The sequence below is a fragment of the Microbacterium sp. AISO3 genome, assembly GCF_002204305.1.
Lineage (GTDB): Bacteria > Actinomycetota > Actinomycetes > Actinomycetales > Microbacteriaceae > Microbacterium > Microbacterium arborescens.
On record NZ_NHRF01000002.1, the window covers coordinates 393,862 to 408,707 of the forward strand.

Consider the following 14,846-nt stretch of genomic DNA (forward strand, 5'->3'; position numbering starts at 1 on the left):
CTCCGGGGCGCGCCCGCCCGACCGCCCGGAGCCGTCTCAGAGCGGGTGCTCAGAACTGGACGCGCGGGGGCTCGGCGATCGCCGCCCCGTTCTCTACCTCGAAGAACTCGCGCTCGGTGAATCCGAGGCTGCGGGCGAACAGGTTGTTGGGGAACACCTTGATCTTCGTGTTCAGCTCGCGCACGCCGCCGTTGTAGAAGCGGCGAGAGGCCTGGATCTTGTCTTCGGTGTCGACGAGCGCCTGCTGCAGCTGGAGGAAGTTCTGACTGGCCTGTAGCTGGGGGTACGCCTCCGCGACCGCGAAGAGCGACTTCAGAGCCTGCTGCACGTGGCCTTCCGCCACGCCCGCCTCGGCGGGTCCGCTCGCCGACAGGATCTCCGCGCGCGCACGGGTGACGTTCTCGAACACCGCCTTCTCGTGAGCGGCATAGCCACGAACCGTGTCGATGAGGTTGGGGAGGAGGTCGGCGCGGCGCTTCAACTGCACCGTGATGTCGCTCCACGCCTCGTCGACACGGACGTTCAGCGCCACGAGCGAGTTGTACGTCGCCCACAGATAGATGCCGACGATGGCAAGCAGCGCGACGACGACGATGACCGGGATCAGCCACTCCATTGCATGTCCCCTCTCTCTGCGACCAGTCTAACCAGCGCGCCTCGGGCCGAATCCGCCGCGCGGCGGAACTCGCAGGTCTTACCCACCGGGGGCGAGTCGGGAGAGCAGCTCGGCGAGCTGCGCCTGCTCGTCGTCCGAGAGCGGCGCGAGCGCCGCACGCTCGGTCTCCAGATGGTCCGGGAGCACGCGTTCGACGACGGCGCGACCGTGCGCGGTCAGCCGGACGATCTTGCCACGGCCGTCCGCGGGGTCGGGATGGCGGCTGACGTAGCCGAGGCCCTCGAGTCGGTTCAGCCGCTGTGCGACAGCACTGGAGGTGATCATGGCATCCGCGGCGAGTGCGGCCGGCGTCAGCTCATAGGGCGCCCCCTGCCGGGTCAAGGTCGCGAGGACGTCGAAGGTCGCGGCGTCGATGCCGTGGCTCGCGAAGGTCGCGGCGAGCCGCGCGTCGACGGATGCGGCGGCCCGCCCGAGTCGCCCGATGACAGCCATCGGGCTCACGTCGAGGCCGGGCTTCTCGCGCGCCCATTGTTCGAGGATCCGATCCACATGGTCCATCCCGCGATCCTAGTCGCTAAGCGCTTCGCTATAGTGGCTAAGTGCTTAGCAATCGTGTCGTTCTCGTCGCCCTGACCGCCATCGCCCCCGTCGTCTGGGGAACCACATACCTCACCACGACGACGTTCCTCCCGCCGGGGCATCCCCTGCTGATCGCGACGGTGCGCGCCCTGCCGGCGGGACTGATCCTGCTCCTCGCCGCCCGGCGGCTGCCCACCGGATCGTGGTGGTGGCGTTCCTGGGTTCTCGGCACCCTGAACTTCACCGCGTTCTTCGGGTGCCTCTTCGTCGCCGCCGACCGGCTTCCTGGAGGTGTCGCCGCCGTCGTCGGCGGCATCCAGCCGCTCCTCGTGGCGGTGCTCGGGTGGCGGATGCTGTCGGAGCGCCTCACCGTCGTCACGGTCGTCGCAGGCGCCGCCGGGGTCGTCGGCGTCGGGCTCATCGTGGCGCCGGGCGGCGCCGACCTCGACCCGGTCGGCATCGCGGCGGCGCTGGGCGGGGCCGTCTCGATGGCTGTCGGGACGGTGCTGACCAAGCGCTGGGGCTCCGGCCAGCCGCCCCTCGCGATGACGGCGTGGCAGCTGGTGACCGGCGGGCTCATGCTCGCGATGCTCACGTTTCTCGTCGAGCCGCTCCCGGACGCGCTCCCCTCGGTGAGCGAGCTGGGCGCCTACGCATACCTCACGCTCATCGGCACCGCCCTCGCCTACGTGCTGTGGTTCCGGGGCGTCCGATCGCTGCCGACGCGCCTGCCCGCCTTCGTCGGACTGCTGAGCCCCGTCGTGGCCGTGCTGCTCGGGCTGATCGTCGCGGGAGAGACCCTGAGCGCGCTGCAAGCCGTCGGCTTGGTGGCGGTGCTCGCATCGGTCACCGCCGCTGTGGCGCAGCCGCGCCCGAAAGCGACGCCCGTACCCCCGGTGGGACTCGAACCCACACTGAAGCGATTTTAAGTCGCCTGCCTCTGCCATTGGGCTACGGGGGCCCGCCCCCACGTTACCGGCCCCGCGCCACCCCCCTCGCCTGAAAGCTCGCGCCCACTCACAACCCGCGAAGGGGCGCAACCTGCCAACCCAACCCGCAGCCGGCCCCACACCACCCCCTCACCTGGCAGCACACGCCCACTCACAACCCGCGAAGGGGCGCAACCTGCCAACCCAACCCGCAGCCGGCCCCTGAGCAGAAACGATGAGGCCCCCGTCACCGTGCGGTGCGGGGGCCTCATGGCAGCTGGGTGTCAGCTCGCGTTGACCTTGTTGTCCTTCTCGGCCGGGGCCACCGCTGCGGCGCCCTCGTCCTTCGCCACGCTCTTGGGGTCGATCGGCGGCTGCGGGTTCTCCGCGGCCGGCTGCGCGGGGCGCGGACGCGCGGCGAACTCCTCGAACGCGGCGCGCGGGGTGAGCGTGCCCTGGAGCGCCACGTTGTCGCGACCGAGCCAGAAGTTCATCCACCAGTCGCCGACGACGCGCCACTTGCGCTCCCACGAGGGCATCGCGAGGCCGTGGTAGCCGCGGTGCGCGACCCAGGCGAAGAAGCCCTTGATCGCGATCTTGCCCGACTGGAACACGCCGTTGCCGAGGCCGAGACCTGCGACGGCACCGAGGTTCTTGTGGAAGTACTCGCGCGGCGTCTCACCACGGAGCACCGCGACGAGGTTCTTCGCGAGCAGCTTCGCCTGACGGACCGCGTGCTGCGCGTTGGGAACGCAGTACCCGCCGACACCGCCGCCGCTCAGGTCGGGAACGGCCGAGATGTCGCCGGCGGCCCAGGCGCCCTCGACGATCTCCTCGGGCGTGCCCACGCGGAGGTCGGCGCGCGTGCGGATGCGGCCGCGCTCCTCGACAGGCAGGTCGCTGCCGCGGACGACGGTCGGGTTAGCCATCACACCGGCGGTCCAGATGATGACGTCGGTCGGGATGACCTCGCCGGTCGACAGGGCGACATTGCCGCCCTCGGCGCCCTGAACCTGCGTGTCGAGGTGCACGTTGGCACCCTTCTTCGCGAGGTCCTTCAGCACCCACTGGCTCGTCTCGAGCGAGACCTCCGGCATGATGCGGCCCATGGCCTCGATGAGGTGGAAGTGCGTGTCCTCGAAGCGCAGCTGGGGGTAGCTCTTCAGCAGCGACGACGCCATCGCACGCAGCTCGGCGAAGACCTCGATGCCCGCGAAGCCGCCGCCGACGACGACGACCGTCAGCAGACGGTCACGCTCGGGACCGGCCGGCAGGTTCGCCGCGCGGTCGAAGTTGGTGAGGATGCGGTCGCGGATCGCCATGGCCTCTTCGACCGTCTTCAGGCCGATCGCGTTGTCGGCGATGCCCGGGATCGGGAAGGTGCGCGAGACGGCGCCGGCGGTCACGACGATCTGGTCGTAACGGTGCTCCCACGGCTCGCCCTCAGCGGGCGTGATCGTGGCGACCTTGTTCGCGTGGTCGATCTTCGTGACCTTGGCGTTGACGACGTTCGTCCGCTTGAGGTGACGGCGGAGACCCACGACGACGTGGCGGCCCTCGATCTCACCGGCGGCCACCTCGGGGAGGAACGGCTGGTAGGTCATGTACGGCAGCGGGTCGACGATGGTGACCTCGGCCTCACCCTTACGGAGGTGCTTCTCGAGCTTCCACGCAGTGTAGAAGCCGGCGTAGCCGCCACCGACGACGAGGATCTGGGGCACAGATGTGGACACGTTCGGAAGAACTCCTTGATCGGGGGCTCGGCTAGCGCGACGCGCGGGCCGATCGGATGCGCCGGACAGCAGCAGTGACGCCGAGCGCCACCAGTATAGCGGCCATGGTCGCACCCACGAGCGGGACGGTCCCGTACAGCAGCGTATTCATGCTCGGCAGCAGCGGCGAACCGGCTTCAGACGGAGGGTCCGCGGCAGGGAGCTCCGGAAGCGCGATCGGCGAGGTCGTGGGCTGCGGTGCGGGCGCCTGCTCCGCCCGGCGGTAGATGCGCACCCATTCCGCGAGATCGCCCATCGGGTTCTCCGACACGGCCGGAACGGCGGCGGTCACCGCGGCCGCGGCATCCAGCAGCCCGTATCCGTAGAGCGGGTCGGGCTTCGCCGAGACGCCGGGCACCGCGCGGGCCGTCTTGATGATGCGGTTGATGACGTTGTTCGAGTCGAGCCCGGGGTGCGCCGAGCGCACCAGCGCCGCGACGCCCGCGACGATCGGGGCTGCCCCGCTGGTTCCGTCCCACACCACGATCCGGCCGTCGGCGGACACCCCGAGCAGGCCCTCGCTCGGCGCCGAGATGCCGATCGTGATGCCCTGCGTCGACGCCTCCTGGCTCGCGACTCCGCCGCGGTCGACACCGCCGACGGTGAGAACACCCGGGATCGTCGCCGGCGCCCCGACGCGGTCGGTGCCGGTCCCCCGGTTGCCGGCGGCGACGACGACCACGACGTCGTGGTCGTACGCGTACTGGAATGCCGTGTCCCACGACGGGTCCCATTCGAGCAGGTTCGTCGTGAAGGAGAGGTTGATGACGTCGGCGCCCTGGTCGACGGCCCACGTCATGGCGTCGGCGACCTGCCTGGCGAACGGGATGTCGGAGGCGCCGCCGAATCCGATCGACAGCGAGAGCAGCTTCGCTTCGGGTGCCACCCCGATCATCCCGGCGTCGGGACCCGTGCCGCGGGATGCCGCCAGCGAGGCGACCCAGCTGCCGTGGTCGCGGTCGTCGCCTCCCACCGGAGTGCGGCCGTCGGCGCTGCCCGAGCCCGAGAAGTCCGCTCCCGCGCTGACCGCCCCCTCGAATTCGGCCGGCCCACGTCCGATGCCGGTATCGATGACCGCGATCGTCGTACCCGCACCGCGTGTGGTCTGCCACGCCGTGCGGATGCCGTAGTCGTCGAGCCAATACTCCGCCTGGCGCGCCGGGTCGGTCGGAGGCGCCACCGCCCCCGCCGTCGCCGCGGTGACGACGAGCACGCCGACGACCGTCGCGCGCAGGAATCGCCCGACGCGCCGGGTCACGCGGCCACCCGGGGGTTCGCGCAGCTGCACCGCTCGGGCGACCAGGTGGATCGCTCGAGCGCGAGGTCGCCGATGGGGTTGACCCCGGGCCCTGCCGCGAGGGCGTGGGCGGCGACGGCGTGCAGGCACTTGACGCGCGTCGGCATGCCCCCGGCCGAGATGCCAGCGATCTCTTCGACCTCCCCGTACGCGGCGCGGTCGGCGAGGTACTGCTCGTGGGCGCGCTGATAGGCCGCGGCGACGTCGGAATCGTCGGCCAGCAGGTCGGAGAGCTCCCGCATGACATGGGTCGCCTCGAGCGCCGACATCGCGGCGGTGGCACCGGGGTGGGTGAGGTAGTAGAACGTCGGGAACGGCGTGCCGTCGGGCAGCCGCGGCTCGGTCGACACGACCGTCGGATTGCCGCACACGCACCGCGCCGCGATCCCCACCACGCCGCGCATCGGGCGTCCCAGCTGCTCGCGCATGACCTCGAGGTCGGCGTCGGTCGCGGGCGTCAGAGCGGGAGCAGTCACCCTGACAGGCTACCGTCCGCCGCCGGCTGACTCCTGGGGCGGCACGGCACCGGTGCTCACGGGGCGGTGGCGGCCGTACGCGCGGATCCGCTGGTCACGACCGAGCGCACGAACTGCGACATCCAGTCGGTGCGGGTACGTTCGACGTCGCTCGAGACTGCCGCCGGATCATCGGGCACCGCGGATGCCGGGAGATCGTCGTCGATGAGGTAGACGACTTCGCCGGGACGAACGTAATAGAGCCGCTCGCGCGCCTGCGTCATGATGAACGCCGGATCGCGCCACTGCTCGCGCTCGGCGGAGAGAGCGTCGACCTCGTCCTGACCGACGCGCACCGATTCCTCCAGCGCGGCGATCTGCGCGCGCTGGTCGAGGTACGTGCTGACCGACGGGACCAGCACGCAGGCCGCGAGAACGACGAGCCCGAGCATGATGAAGGCGAAGCCCGACACCCGGATGCCGCCCATCCACTCGCGGACGTCGACACGCCGCCGGGAACGAGAAGAGGGAGCCGTCGTCTTGACCACGGCTCCCCCTCTCGTCACGTTTCAGCGCTGATCAGCCCTGGAATCGCGGGAACGCAGCGCGGCCGATGAACTCCGCGGCGTCACCCAGCTCCTCCTCGATGCGCAGAAGCTGATTGTACTTCGCCACACGCTCCGAGCGCGCGGGCGCGCCGCTCTTGATCTGACCGGCGTTGACCGCCACCGACAGGTCGGCGATGGTCGTGTCCTCGGTCTCACCCGAGCGGTGCGACAGCATCGTGGTGTAGCCGGCGCGGTGCGCGACCGCGATCGCGTCGAGCGTCTCGGACAGCGTGCCGATCTGGTTGACCTTCACCAGGAGCGAGTTGGCGGCCTTGCGGCGGATGCCGTCGGCCAGACGCGCCGGGTTGGTGACGAACAGGTCGTCGCCGACCAGCTGCACCTTGTCGCCGAGCTTCTCGGTGAGGGCGGTCCAGTTGTCCCAGTCGTCCTCGGCGAGGGCGTCCTCGATCGTGACGATCGGGAAGTCGTTGACGAGCTGCACGTAGTAGTCCGTCAGCTGCTCGGCGTTCCAGTCCTTGTTGTCGAGGCGGTAGACGCCGTCGTTGAAGAACTCCGTCGCCGCAACGTCGAGACCCAGGGCGATCTCGGAGCCGGGCTTGAAACCGGCCTTCTCGATCGCCTTGACGAGGAACTCGAGGCCCTCGCGGTTGCTGGGCAGGTCGGGCGCGAAACCGCCTTCGTCGCCGAGGCCGGTGGCGTAGCCGGCGGCCTTCAGCTCGCCCTTGAGGACGTGGTAGACCTCGGTGCCCCAGCGCAGCGACTCGCTGAAGGTCTCTGCGCCGATCGGCGCGAGGAAGAACTCCTGCATGTCGATGCCGTTGTCGGCGTGCTCGCCACCGTTGATGACGTTGAACAGCGGGACGGGCAGGACGTGCGCGTTCGGTCCGCCGAGGTAGCGGAACAGCGGCAGGTCTGCCGAGTCGGCCGCGGCCTTCGCAACGGCGAGCGAGACGCCGAGGATGGCGTTCGCGCCCGTGCGCGACTTGTTCTCGGTGCCGTCGGTCTCGATGAGGATCTCGTCGATGATGCGCTGCTCGCTCGCGTCGACGCCCTCGATGGCGGGGCCGAGCTCGTCGATGACGGCCGTGACGGCCTTGAGCACGCCCTTGCCGCCGTAGCGGCTCTTGTCGCCGTCGCGGAGCTCGTACGCCTCGAACGCGCCGGTGGATGCGCCGGAGGGGACGGCCGCACGCTGGACGATGCCGTCGTCGAGGAGCACCTCCACTTCAACGGTCGGGTTGCCACGCGAATCCAGAATCTCGCGTGCGCCTACAGCCTCGATCAGTGCCACAGGGGTACTCCTTGCTTGTGGAGGGTGAGTCGTGGAGCGTCGTCGGTCCACTCTGAGTCTAGTGATGACCGGGGCCGCCGCCACCGGGCCTGCCGGGACTATGACGCGGGGTCGACCCGCAGCGCGATCGCGACGCCGTCCCAGCCCTTGAGATCGAGGGTCTGCAGCGCGGTCGCGTCGAAACGCGGATCACGGGCGAGCATCTCGAGTCCTCGCCGGGTGCCCGCCACCTGCTCGTCCTCCGTCGCGGGATCGCTGACACGTCCCGCGCGCACGACGTTGTCGACGACGACGATCGCACCGGGGCGGGTCAATCGCGCCGCGTGATCGAGGTAGATCGTGTTGGACTCCTTGTCGGCGTCGATGAAGACCAGGTCGAACTCCTCGTCGACGTCCGGGAGCACGTCGGCGCCTCGACCGACCCGCACCTCGACGCGGTCGTCGACCCCGGCCCGCGCGATGCTGGTGCGGGCGACCTCGGCGTTGCGCGGCTCCGCCTCGATCGTCAGCAGCCGCCCGTCCCCCGGCAGGGCGCGGGCCATCGCGATGGTGGAGAACCCGCCGAGCGTGCCGATCTCGAGAACCCGCCGTACGCCACCGATCCGGATGAGCAGCTGCAGGAGCTTGGCGCTGAGCGGCGAGACCTCGATCGCGGGGAGTCCCGCCGCACGCTGGTCCGCAAGAGCGGCATCCAGATCCGGATCGGGTGTCACGAGGGTGGCCGTCAGGTACGCGTCGGTGCGTCTCCAGCTATCGGGAGTGGGGTCGGTCGTCATGCTCTCAGCCAACCGCACGACGTCCGCGCGCGCCAGCATCCGCGCCGCCGTCGCGTCGTCGAGGGCCGCGAACACGGCCGGGAGCAGCGCGTCGGCGGTGCGCCGGTAACCGAGGGCGCTGGGGTGGAACCGGTCCAGGGAGAACATCTCGTCCGGGCGGTCGACGAACACCGGCCCCACGGCGCGTCGGAGTGAGACGACCCGTGCACCGGCTGCCCGCGCCGCCGTCTCCTGCGCGTCGGCGAGCGCCCGCGACGCCCGCGATGCGAAGCTCCGCAGCGGCTGCGGAACCGGACGGAGGGCGCCGAGGTCGGGGCAGGTGCCGACGACGACGGCGCATCCTCGGGAGCGGAGCGCCTCGACCGCGTCGGCGAGGCTGCGGGCGGCGTCGCCGGGCGGGATCCGGTGCGTCACATCGTTGCCTCCGACGACGATGACGGCGACGTCTGCGGCGGCATCGTCGCCGAGCGCTGCGATCTGGTCCGGCAGCGTCGCCGACTCCGCGCCCACGACGGCGCCCGTGCGAAGCCGCACGGGGCGGCGCGCCCGCTTCGCCAGTCCCCGGGCGAGCCGTCCGCCGAGGGTGTCCTTCCGACGCTCCGCCCCGAGCCCCGCGGCGAGCGAATCGCCGAGCATCACCAGACGCACCGGCTCGCCGGCGTAGGAGCGGCGCCACAGCCGGTCCGCGTCGAGTGCGAGCTCGCCCAGGGGCTTGCCGATCCGCTCCCGCGCGAGCGCGGCCTGCCGGGTGAGGACGACGCGCGAGGTGAGCGCGACGGCCCCGGCCGAGAGAACGGCACCGCCGACGGCAGCGGCGATGCGCACCGCAGGTGTGGTCATGGCGCCAGCACAACACCGCCGGGTGAACGAACGCGGAAGACCGTCCGACGCTCACGCGAACGGGCCCGCGGAGGGTCAGTCGGCGACGGGTGGGATGCCGAGATCCCGCACCAGGTAGATCCAGGGGAACGCCCGGCAGCCGACCTCCCAGCCGTCCTGACGCTCCCGATCCAGCGACACCCGCCACAGGATGCGGCGATGCTCCCATTGGGTGTCGGTGCGTCGCATCCGGTGCGCGAGCATCCCGGCTCCCACGGTCCGCCACCCCTGCCGCCCCGCCGCCTCGAGTTCGGGCAGCTCGTCGAACGCGGTGACGGGTCCGAGCCATCGCTCCTCCGCCGACTCCTCCCCCGCCGACGGATCAGCTCCGAAGCGTTGCTGCGCAGCCTGACGCGACATCCCGAGCTCCGCACCGATGCGCGACCAGCTGGCTCCGCCGGCGCGCGCCGCCACGACCGACCGATGCAGAAGTGTGCGCGCCGCCCGCTCGGCCGCGGCGCTGGCGGCGATGAGCTGCACGTGCCCCTCGGCGTCGAGTCCCTCCGCCTCCTGCACCCCTGCGGCATCGAGGACGATGCGACCGATGTCGTCGCCGATGCTGTCGATGCCAGCTGGAGCGGTGCTGGCACCGCCGACGGGAGCGCTGACGCGGTGAGGGCTCACACCGACCCGGTCTCGCGAGCGGGGAGCCACGTCGGAGCCGACAGAGCGCGGCTCATCCCCGTGACGAGGCCCGAGAGGTAGGCGGCGAGCACGATCGACCCGACCCCTGTGCCCAGCACGAAGCCACCCCAGAAGCCCGAGAAGTCGAACCCGATGGCCAGGATCGCGAGGACGGATCCCGCGATGGCGGCCACGGCCGCCGCCCATCGGAACCGGATGATCTGCCGACGTGAGGTGCGCTCTTCCATGCGTCAACACTAGGTTGACACATCGAAGAACGTCAACCTCCCGTTGACGAGGAGTATCATCGTCAGTCGATGGAGCGCGGCTCGGCCGAGCGGACATCCTCCCCCGCGCGCAGCGTGACGAACGAGGCGTAGCCGTCGGCGGCGGCGCGCTCCAGGAGCGCCTTGAGGTTCTTCGGGCGCTGCTCGAGCCGCACCCGGGAGCCGGTCTCGACCAGGTGCGACTTCGCGGCGAGGAGCTCGGGAAGCGGCACGTCACGATCGTGGACGAGGACGATGCCGGTGCGATCATCGCCCGCGGACGCGCCGAGCAGGTCGACGAGCCGTTCGAATCCCAGCGAGAAGCCCACGGCCGGCACGTCCGAGCCGAGGAACCGGCCGATCATGCCGTCGTAGCGACCGCCCCCGCCGAGCGAGTACGACACCGACGGGTGCGCGAGCTCGAAGATCGTGCCGGTGTAGTAGCCCATGCCGCGCACGAGGAACGGGTCGAAGACCAGCGGCACCTCGGCCGAGCCGCCGCGCGCCGCGCGCACGGCCTCACCGATGCCGACGAGGTGGGCGATGACGTCGTCGCCCACGCCCTCGGGCAGTCGCGAGCGGATGCCGTCGGCGTCGAACCCCGCGGCATCCGCCTGCGGACGTCGAAGGAACGCCTCGAACGCATCAGCGGCGGCCGGTGTCGCGCCGCGCTCGCGCAGCTCGGCGACGACGCCGTCGGTGCCGAGCTTGTCGAGCTTGTCGATCGTGATGAGCACGCCCGGGCGCTCGGCCTCGGCGAAACCGAACGTCGCGAGCATCTCGTCGAGCACGCGCCGGTCGTTGACGCGGACCGAGGCTCCGGTTAGTCCGAGCGCGTCGAGCGCGTCGAGGCTCGCCGCCATCAACTCAGCCTCCGCCCGCGGGGTCGCGTCGCCGATGATGTCGATGTCGCACTGCACGAACTGCCGGTAACGGCCCTTCTGCGGCCGCTCCGCGCGCCACACCGGCGCGATCTGGATCGCACGGAACACCGTCGGCAGCTCCGCACGGTGCGAGGCGTAGAAGCGGGCGAGCGGCACCGTCAGGTCGTAGCGGAGCCCCAGGTCCGTCAGCGCGGCCGGGTCGTCGGCCGCGGCGCGGATGCCGTCGGCGTCGAGTCCGCGCGCGAGGACGTTGTAGGCGAGCTTCTCGTTGTCGCCGCCGATGCCGGCGTGGAGACGTCCGTACTCCTCCATGACCGGCGTCTCGATCTCGTCGAAGCCGTGCGCGCGATAGCGCTCGCGGACGACGGCGAGAACGCGCTCGCGGCGGGCTTTGTCGGCGGGAAGGAAGTCGCGCATGCCGCGCGGCGGGTTCACGGTGGGCACCGTCCTATCCTTCCAGGTCGGCGGCGGAGTCACCGGCGCCTTCGGCCGCGCGGATGTCGGCGTCGAGGATGCGCAGCCGTTCGCGAAGCGCGCGTTCGGCATCCCATCCCTGGGCGCGGGCGTGCGCGACGAGGCCGAGCAACGCCTCGCCGAGCTCGGCCTCGTCGGCGGGCGGCTCCGCGGGGAGCGGCAGCGCCGCCGACAGGACAGGAGCCGATTTGGCGAGCATCTTCTGCGCGAGAGCGAGCGTCGGCATGTGGACGGACACGCCGTCGAGCACGCTCGTGCGGGTTCGCTTCTCGGCCGCCTTCGCCGCGTTCCACAGCACGAGCACCTGCTCCGGCGTCTCCGCCGTCTCGTCGCCGAAGACATGCGGATGCCGCCGCACCATCTTCTCGGTGAGGCCCCGGGCGACGTCGTCGATGTCGAAGGGGTCGGATGCCGAGCGCGACGCGATCTCGGCATGGAACAGCACCTGCCAGAGGAGGTCGCCCAGCTCTTCGCGAAGATCCGCAGCGGTACCGGCCTCGACGGCATCCACGACCTCCGCCGACTCCTCGATCAGGTACGGGACGAGGTCGCGATGGGAGATCTGCGCCGTCCACACGCATCGGTCGCGGACGGCGCGCATCGTGTCGGCGGCAGCGCGCAGCGGATCGGACATCGGGCTCCTTCGGACGGGGAGTCCCAGGGTAGTCCGGCGTAACACAGCGGGGCCGAGCGGCATGTGTACGACGACCGTGTCAATCAGACCCCGCGGGTGCCAGTAATTTGGGAGGCATGCGCGAGCTGACCCGAACCGAAGCGATCGATCTCGTCGGCCGATACGAGGCCGAGCAGGAGATTCCCGAGGCGATGCGCTCCGACGTGCGCATGCTCGGTTCGATGCTGGGACAGGTGCTGCGAGAGAGCGGCTCCCCCGGTCTCTTCGACGACGTCGAACGGCTGCGGGGCGCCACCATCCAGGCCTACACCGACGACTCCCCGGAGGCGTTCGAACGGGCTGCCGCGATCGCCGAATCGTTCAGCGTCGACCGCGCCGACGAGGTCGCGCGCGCGTTCACGGTCTACTTCCACCTCGTCAACCTCGCTGAGGAGCACCAGCGCGTCCGGCTCCTGCGCGAGCGCGCCGGCGTCTCCGACCAGGACAGCGCGAGCGACTCGATCCCCGCCGCTTACGCCCAGCTCTCGAGCGAGGTCGGCGAGGACGAAGCCGCTCGGCGTCTGCGCGAGCTGCGTTTCCACCCCGTCTTCACCGCTCACCCGACCGAGGCGCGGCGGCGCGCGGTGTCGCAGAGCATTCGACGACTGGTGACCCTGCTCGAGACGCTCGAGAACTCTGCTGCCGGAGGCGCCGAGCACCGCCGCGCACATCGGCGCATGCTCGAGGAGATCGACACCCTGTGGCGCACTTCGCCGCTGCGCGCGGAGAAGCCGACGCCGACCGACGAGGTGCGGGCCGTCATGGCGGTGTTCGACGACACGCTCTACACGACGATCCCCCTGGTATACCGCCGCCTCGACGACGCGCTGCAGGGCGAGGTCGCCGGCAGCCGGCCCCCGGTCGTCGCGCCGTTCGTTCGCCTCGGCACGTGGGTCGGAGGCGACCGCGACGGCAACCCCTTCGTCACCGCGTCGGTCACGAAGAAGGCGGCGGGCATCGCTGCCGAGCACGTCCTGCTCGGACTCGAGCGCAGCACCGAGCGCGTCGGCCGCGGGCTGACGATGTCGGGAGAGACCACCCCGCCGAGCAGCGCACTGCGGGCTCTCTGGGATCGCCTGGCGGCATCCGACGACGAAGGCGCGGCCGACGCCGTCAAGCGTGCACCCGGCGAGCACCACAAGCGCGTCATGATGCTGCTCACACGGCGCATCCGCGCGACCCGGGCGCGCAACGCTGATCTCGCCTACAGCGACCCCGAGGAGTTCCTCGCCGACCTGCGCGTCGTGCAGAGCTCGCTCGACGAGGCCGGGGCCAAGCGTCAGGCGTTCGGCGCGCTGCAACAGCTGATCTGGGCCGTCGAGACCTTCGGCTTCCACCTCGCCGAGCTCGAGGTCCGCCAGCACTCCGCCGTCCACGCCAAGGTGCTCGCCGAGTGCGAGGCCGGCGGCGACCTGAGCGATCTCGCGGTCGAGGTGCTGGAGGTCTTCCGCACCATCTCGCAGGTGCAGAAGCGCTTCGGTCCGCGAGCGGCCGGCCGATACATCGTGTCGTTCACGCAGTCGGCGGACGACCTCGCGAACGTGCACGCCCTCGCGCGCCAGGCCGTCGGCCCCGACGGCACGCCCCCCGTGCTCGACGTCATCCCCCTGTTCGAGACCTTCGCCGATCTGCAGGCGGCGCCCGGGATCCTCGCGGAGATCGTCGACCACCCGGCGTTCGCCGCCCGCCTGGACGCGACCGGCCGGCGGCTGGAGGTCATGCTCGGCTACTCCGACTCGTCGAAGGACGTCGGACCCGTCGCGGCCAACCTCGCTCTCTATGAGGCCCAGGCACGCATCGCGGCCTGGGCGCAGGAGCAGCAGATCGAACTGACCCTGTTCCACGGGCGCGGCGGCGCGCTCGGCCGCGGAGGCGGCCCCGCGAACTCTGCGATCCTCGCGCAGCCCCCGCACTCCGTCGACGGCCGGTTCAAGCTCACCGAGCAGGGCGAGGTCATCTTCGCCCGCTACGGCGACCCCGACATCGCCCTGCGCCACATCGACCAGGTCGCCGCGGCGATCCTGCTGGCGTCGGCGCCATCGATCGAAGAGCGCAACAGCCGCGCCGCGGAGCGGTACGCCGACGTCGCGGCGACGATGGATGCCGCCTCGCGCGAGCGCTTCTTCTCGCTCGTGAAGGCACCGGGCTTCGCCCCGTGGTTCGCCGCCGTCACGCCGATGGAGGAGATCGGACTCCTCGCCCTGGGCTCGCGCCCGGCGCGCCGGGGGCTGTCCGTCGAGTCGCTCGAAGACCTCCGCGCGATCCCGTGGGTCTTCGCCTGGACGCAGGCGCGCATCAACCTCGCGGGCTGGTTCGGCCTCGGGACCGCGCTCGAGGCGGTCGGCGACGAAGCCCTGCTGCGCGAGGCGTACGAGCAGTGGCCGCTCCTGCGGACGGTCATCGACAACGTGGCGATGAGCCTCGCGAAGGCCGACCCGCGCATGGCGCGTCGTCACCTCGCGCTGGCCGACCGCGACGACCTCGCGCAGCTCGTCGTCGACGAGATGCTGCTCACCCGCGACTGGGTCGTGCGCATCGCCGGCGGTGACGGTCTGCTCGCCAACAAGCCCGTGCTGCAGCGCGCGGTGAAGATGCGCAGCCCCTACGTGGATGCCCTGTCGCTGCTGCAGCTGCGCGCGCTGCGGGTGCTCCGCTCCACCGAACATGACGCACCGACCCCGCCCGAGTGGCAGCGCCTGCTGCTGCTCACCGTCAACGGCGTAGCGGCGGGTCTGCAGAACACCGGATGACGCGTCGGTCGG

General features: G+C 71.1%; 14 protein-coding genes, 1 tRNA gene and 1 pseudogene. 2 read left to right on the forward strand and 14 right to left on the reverse strand.

Going from position 1 to position 14,846, the window contains the following annotated elements:
* Positions 1-49 precede the first annotated feature (49 nt).
* On the reverse strand, positions 50-616 hold the full coding sequence (locus tag CBF90_RS04685) for a LemA family protein (protein WP_023950398.1): 567 nt from the start codon (positions 614-616) through the stop codon (positions 50-52).
* 78 nt (positions 617-694) lie between these two features.
* Entirely contained in the window at positions 695-1,174 is a 480-nt protein-coding gene (locus CBF90_RS04690) for a MarR family winged helix-turn-helix transcriptional regulator (protein WP_088380011.1), read from the reverse strand.
* A gap of 41 nt (positions 1,175-1,215) precedes the next feature.
* Between CBF90_RS04690 and CBF90_RS04695 the strand changes: the two genes are divergently transcribed.
* Positions 1,216-2,124 (forward strand): EamA family transporter, encoded by a 909-nt coding sequence (locus tag CBF90_RS04695; protein WP_197690560.1) that lies wholly within the window; start codon positions 1,216-1,218, stop codon positions 2,122-2,124.
* Here CBF90_RS04695 and CBF90_RS04700 read toward each other — a convergent pair.
* From CBF90_RS04700 to CBF90_RS04755, 12 genes and pseudogenes are all read right to left on the reverse strand, one after another.
* Positions 2,084-2,156: transfer RNA gene (locus CBF90_RS04700), tRNA-Leu, on the reverse strand. The genes CBF90_RS04695 and CBF90_RS04700 overlap by 41 nt on opposite strands.
* Before the next feature lie 252 nt (positions 2,157-2,408).
* On the reverse strand, positions 2,409-3,845 hold the full coding sequence (locus CBF90_RS04705; RefSeq protein WP_036304558.1) for an NAD(P)/FAD-dependent oxidoreductase: 1,437 nt from the start codon (positions 3,843-3,845) through the stop codon (positions 2,409-2,411).
* A gap of 43 nt (positions 3,846-3,888) precedes the next feature.
* A complete protein-coding gene (locus CBF90_RS04710) occupies positions 3,889-5,154 on the reverse strand; it encodes a S8 family serine peptidase (RefSeq protein WP_242435585.1) in 1,266 nt (421 codons plus the stop codon).
* Complete coding sequence (locus CBF90_RS04715) at positions 5,151-5,621, reverse strand: DUF501 domain-containing protein (RefSeq protein WP_081731800.1); 471 nt, start codon at positions 5,619-5,621, stop codon at positions 5,151-5,153. The genes CBF90_RS04710 and CBF90_RS04715 overlap by 4 nt, the downstream gene beginning before the upstream one ends.
* Positions 5,622-5,725: 104 nt before the next feature.
* Positions 5,726-6,196 (reverse strand): septum formation initiator family protein, encoded by a 471-nt coding sequence (locus CBF90_RS04720; RefSeq protein WP_237049176.1) that lies wholly within the window; start codon positions 6,194-6,196, stop codon positions 5,726-5,728.
* A 31-nt stretch (positions 6,197-6,227) separates the two neighbouring features.
* Complete coding sequence (eno, locus tag CBF90_RS04725; RefSeq protein WP_023950384.1) at positions 6,228-7,508, reverse strand: phosphopyruvate hydratase; 1,281 nt, start codon at positions 7,506-7,508, stop codon at positions 6,228-6,230.
* A 98-nt stretch (positions 7,509-7,606) separates the two neighbouring features.
* Positions 7,607-8,284: an O-methyltransferase gene (locus CBF90_RS04730; protein ID WP_084670435.1), complete on the reverse strand. Its 678-nt coding sequence runs from the start codon at positions 8,282-8,284 to the stop codon at positions 7,607-7,609.
* 96 nt (positions 8,285-8,380) lie between these two features.
* Positions 8,381-9,124 (reverse strand): annotated as a pseudogene (locus CBF90_RS18755) (SGNH/GDSL hydrolase family protein); the annotation flags it as partial.
* Between the two features lie 75 nt (positions 9,125-9,199).
* Complete coding sequence (locus tag CBF90_RS04740; RefSeq protein ID WP_237049175.1) at positions 9,200-9,787, reverse strand: hypothetical protein; 588 nt, start codon at positions 9,785-9,787, stop codon at positions 9,200-9,202.
* The gene (locus tag CBF90_RS04745; RefSeq protein ID WP_071918021.1) at positions 9,784-10,035 is read right to left on the reverse strand and encodes a hypothetical protein; all 252 of its coding nucleotides are present in this window, start codon (positions 10,033-10,035) and stop codon (positions 9,784-9,786) included. The genes CBF90_RS04740 and CBF90_RS04745 overlap by 4 nt, the downstream gene beginning before the upstream one ends.
* 62 nt (positions 10,036-10,097) lie before the next feature.
* Positions 10,098-11,354, reverse strand: a complete 1,257-nt coding sequence (gene hisS, locus CBF90_RS04750; protein ID WP_242435590.1) for a histidine--tRNA ligase — start codon at positions 11,352-11,354, stop codon at positions 10,098-10,100.
* Between the two features lie 31 nt (positions 11,355-11,385).
* Positions 11,386-12,045 carry a MazG family protein gene (locus tag CBF90_RS04755; protein WP_242435586.1) on the reverse strand — a complete coding sequence of 220 codons (660 nt, stop codon included), beginning with the start codon at positions 12,043-12,045 and terminating at the stop codon, positions 11,386-11,388.
* A gap of 116 nt (positions 12,046-12,161) precedes the next feature.
* Between CBF90_RS04755 and CBF90_RS04760 the strand changes: the two genes are divergently transcribed.
* Positions 12,162-14,834 carry a phosphoenolpyruvate carboxylase gene (locus tag CBF90_RS04760; RefSeq protein ID WP_088380014.1) on the forward strand — a complete coding sequence of 891 codons (2,673 nt, stop codon included), beginning with the start codon at positions 12,162-12,164 and terminating at the stop codon, positions 14,832-14,834.
* Positions 14,835-14,846: the final 12 nt, after the last annotated feature.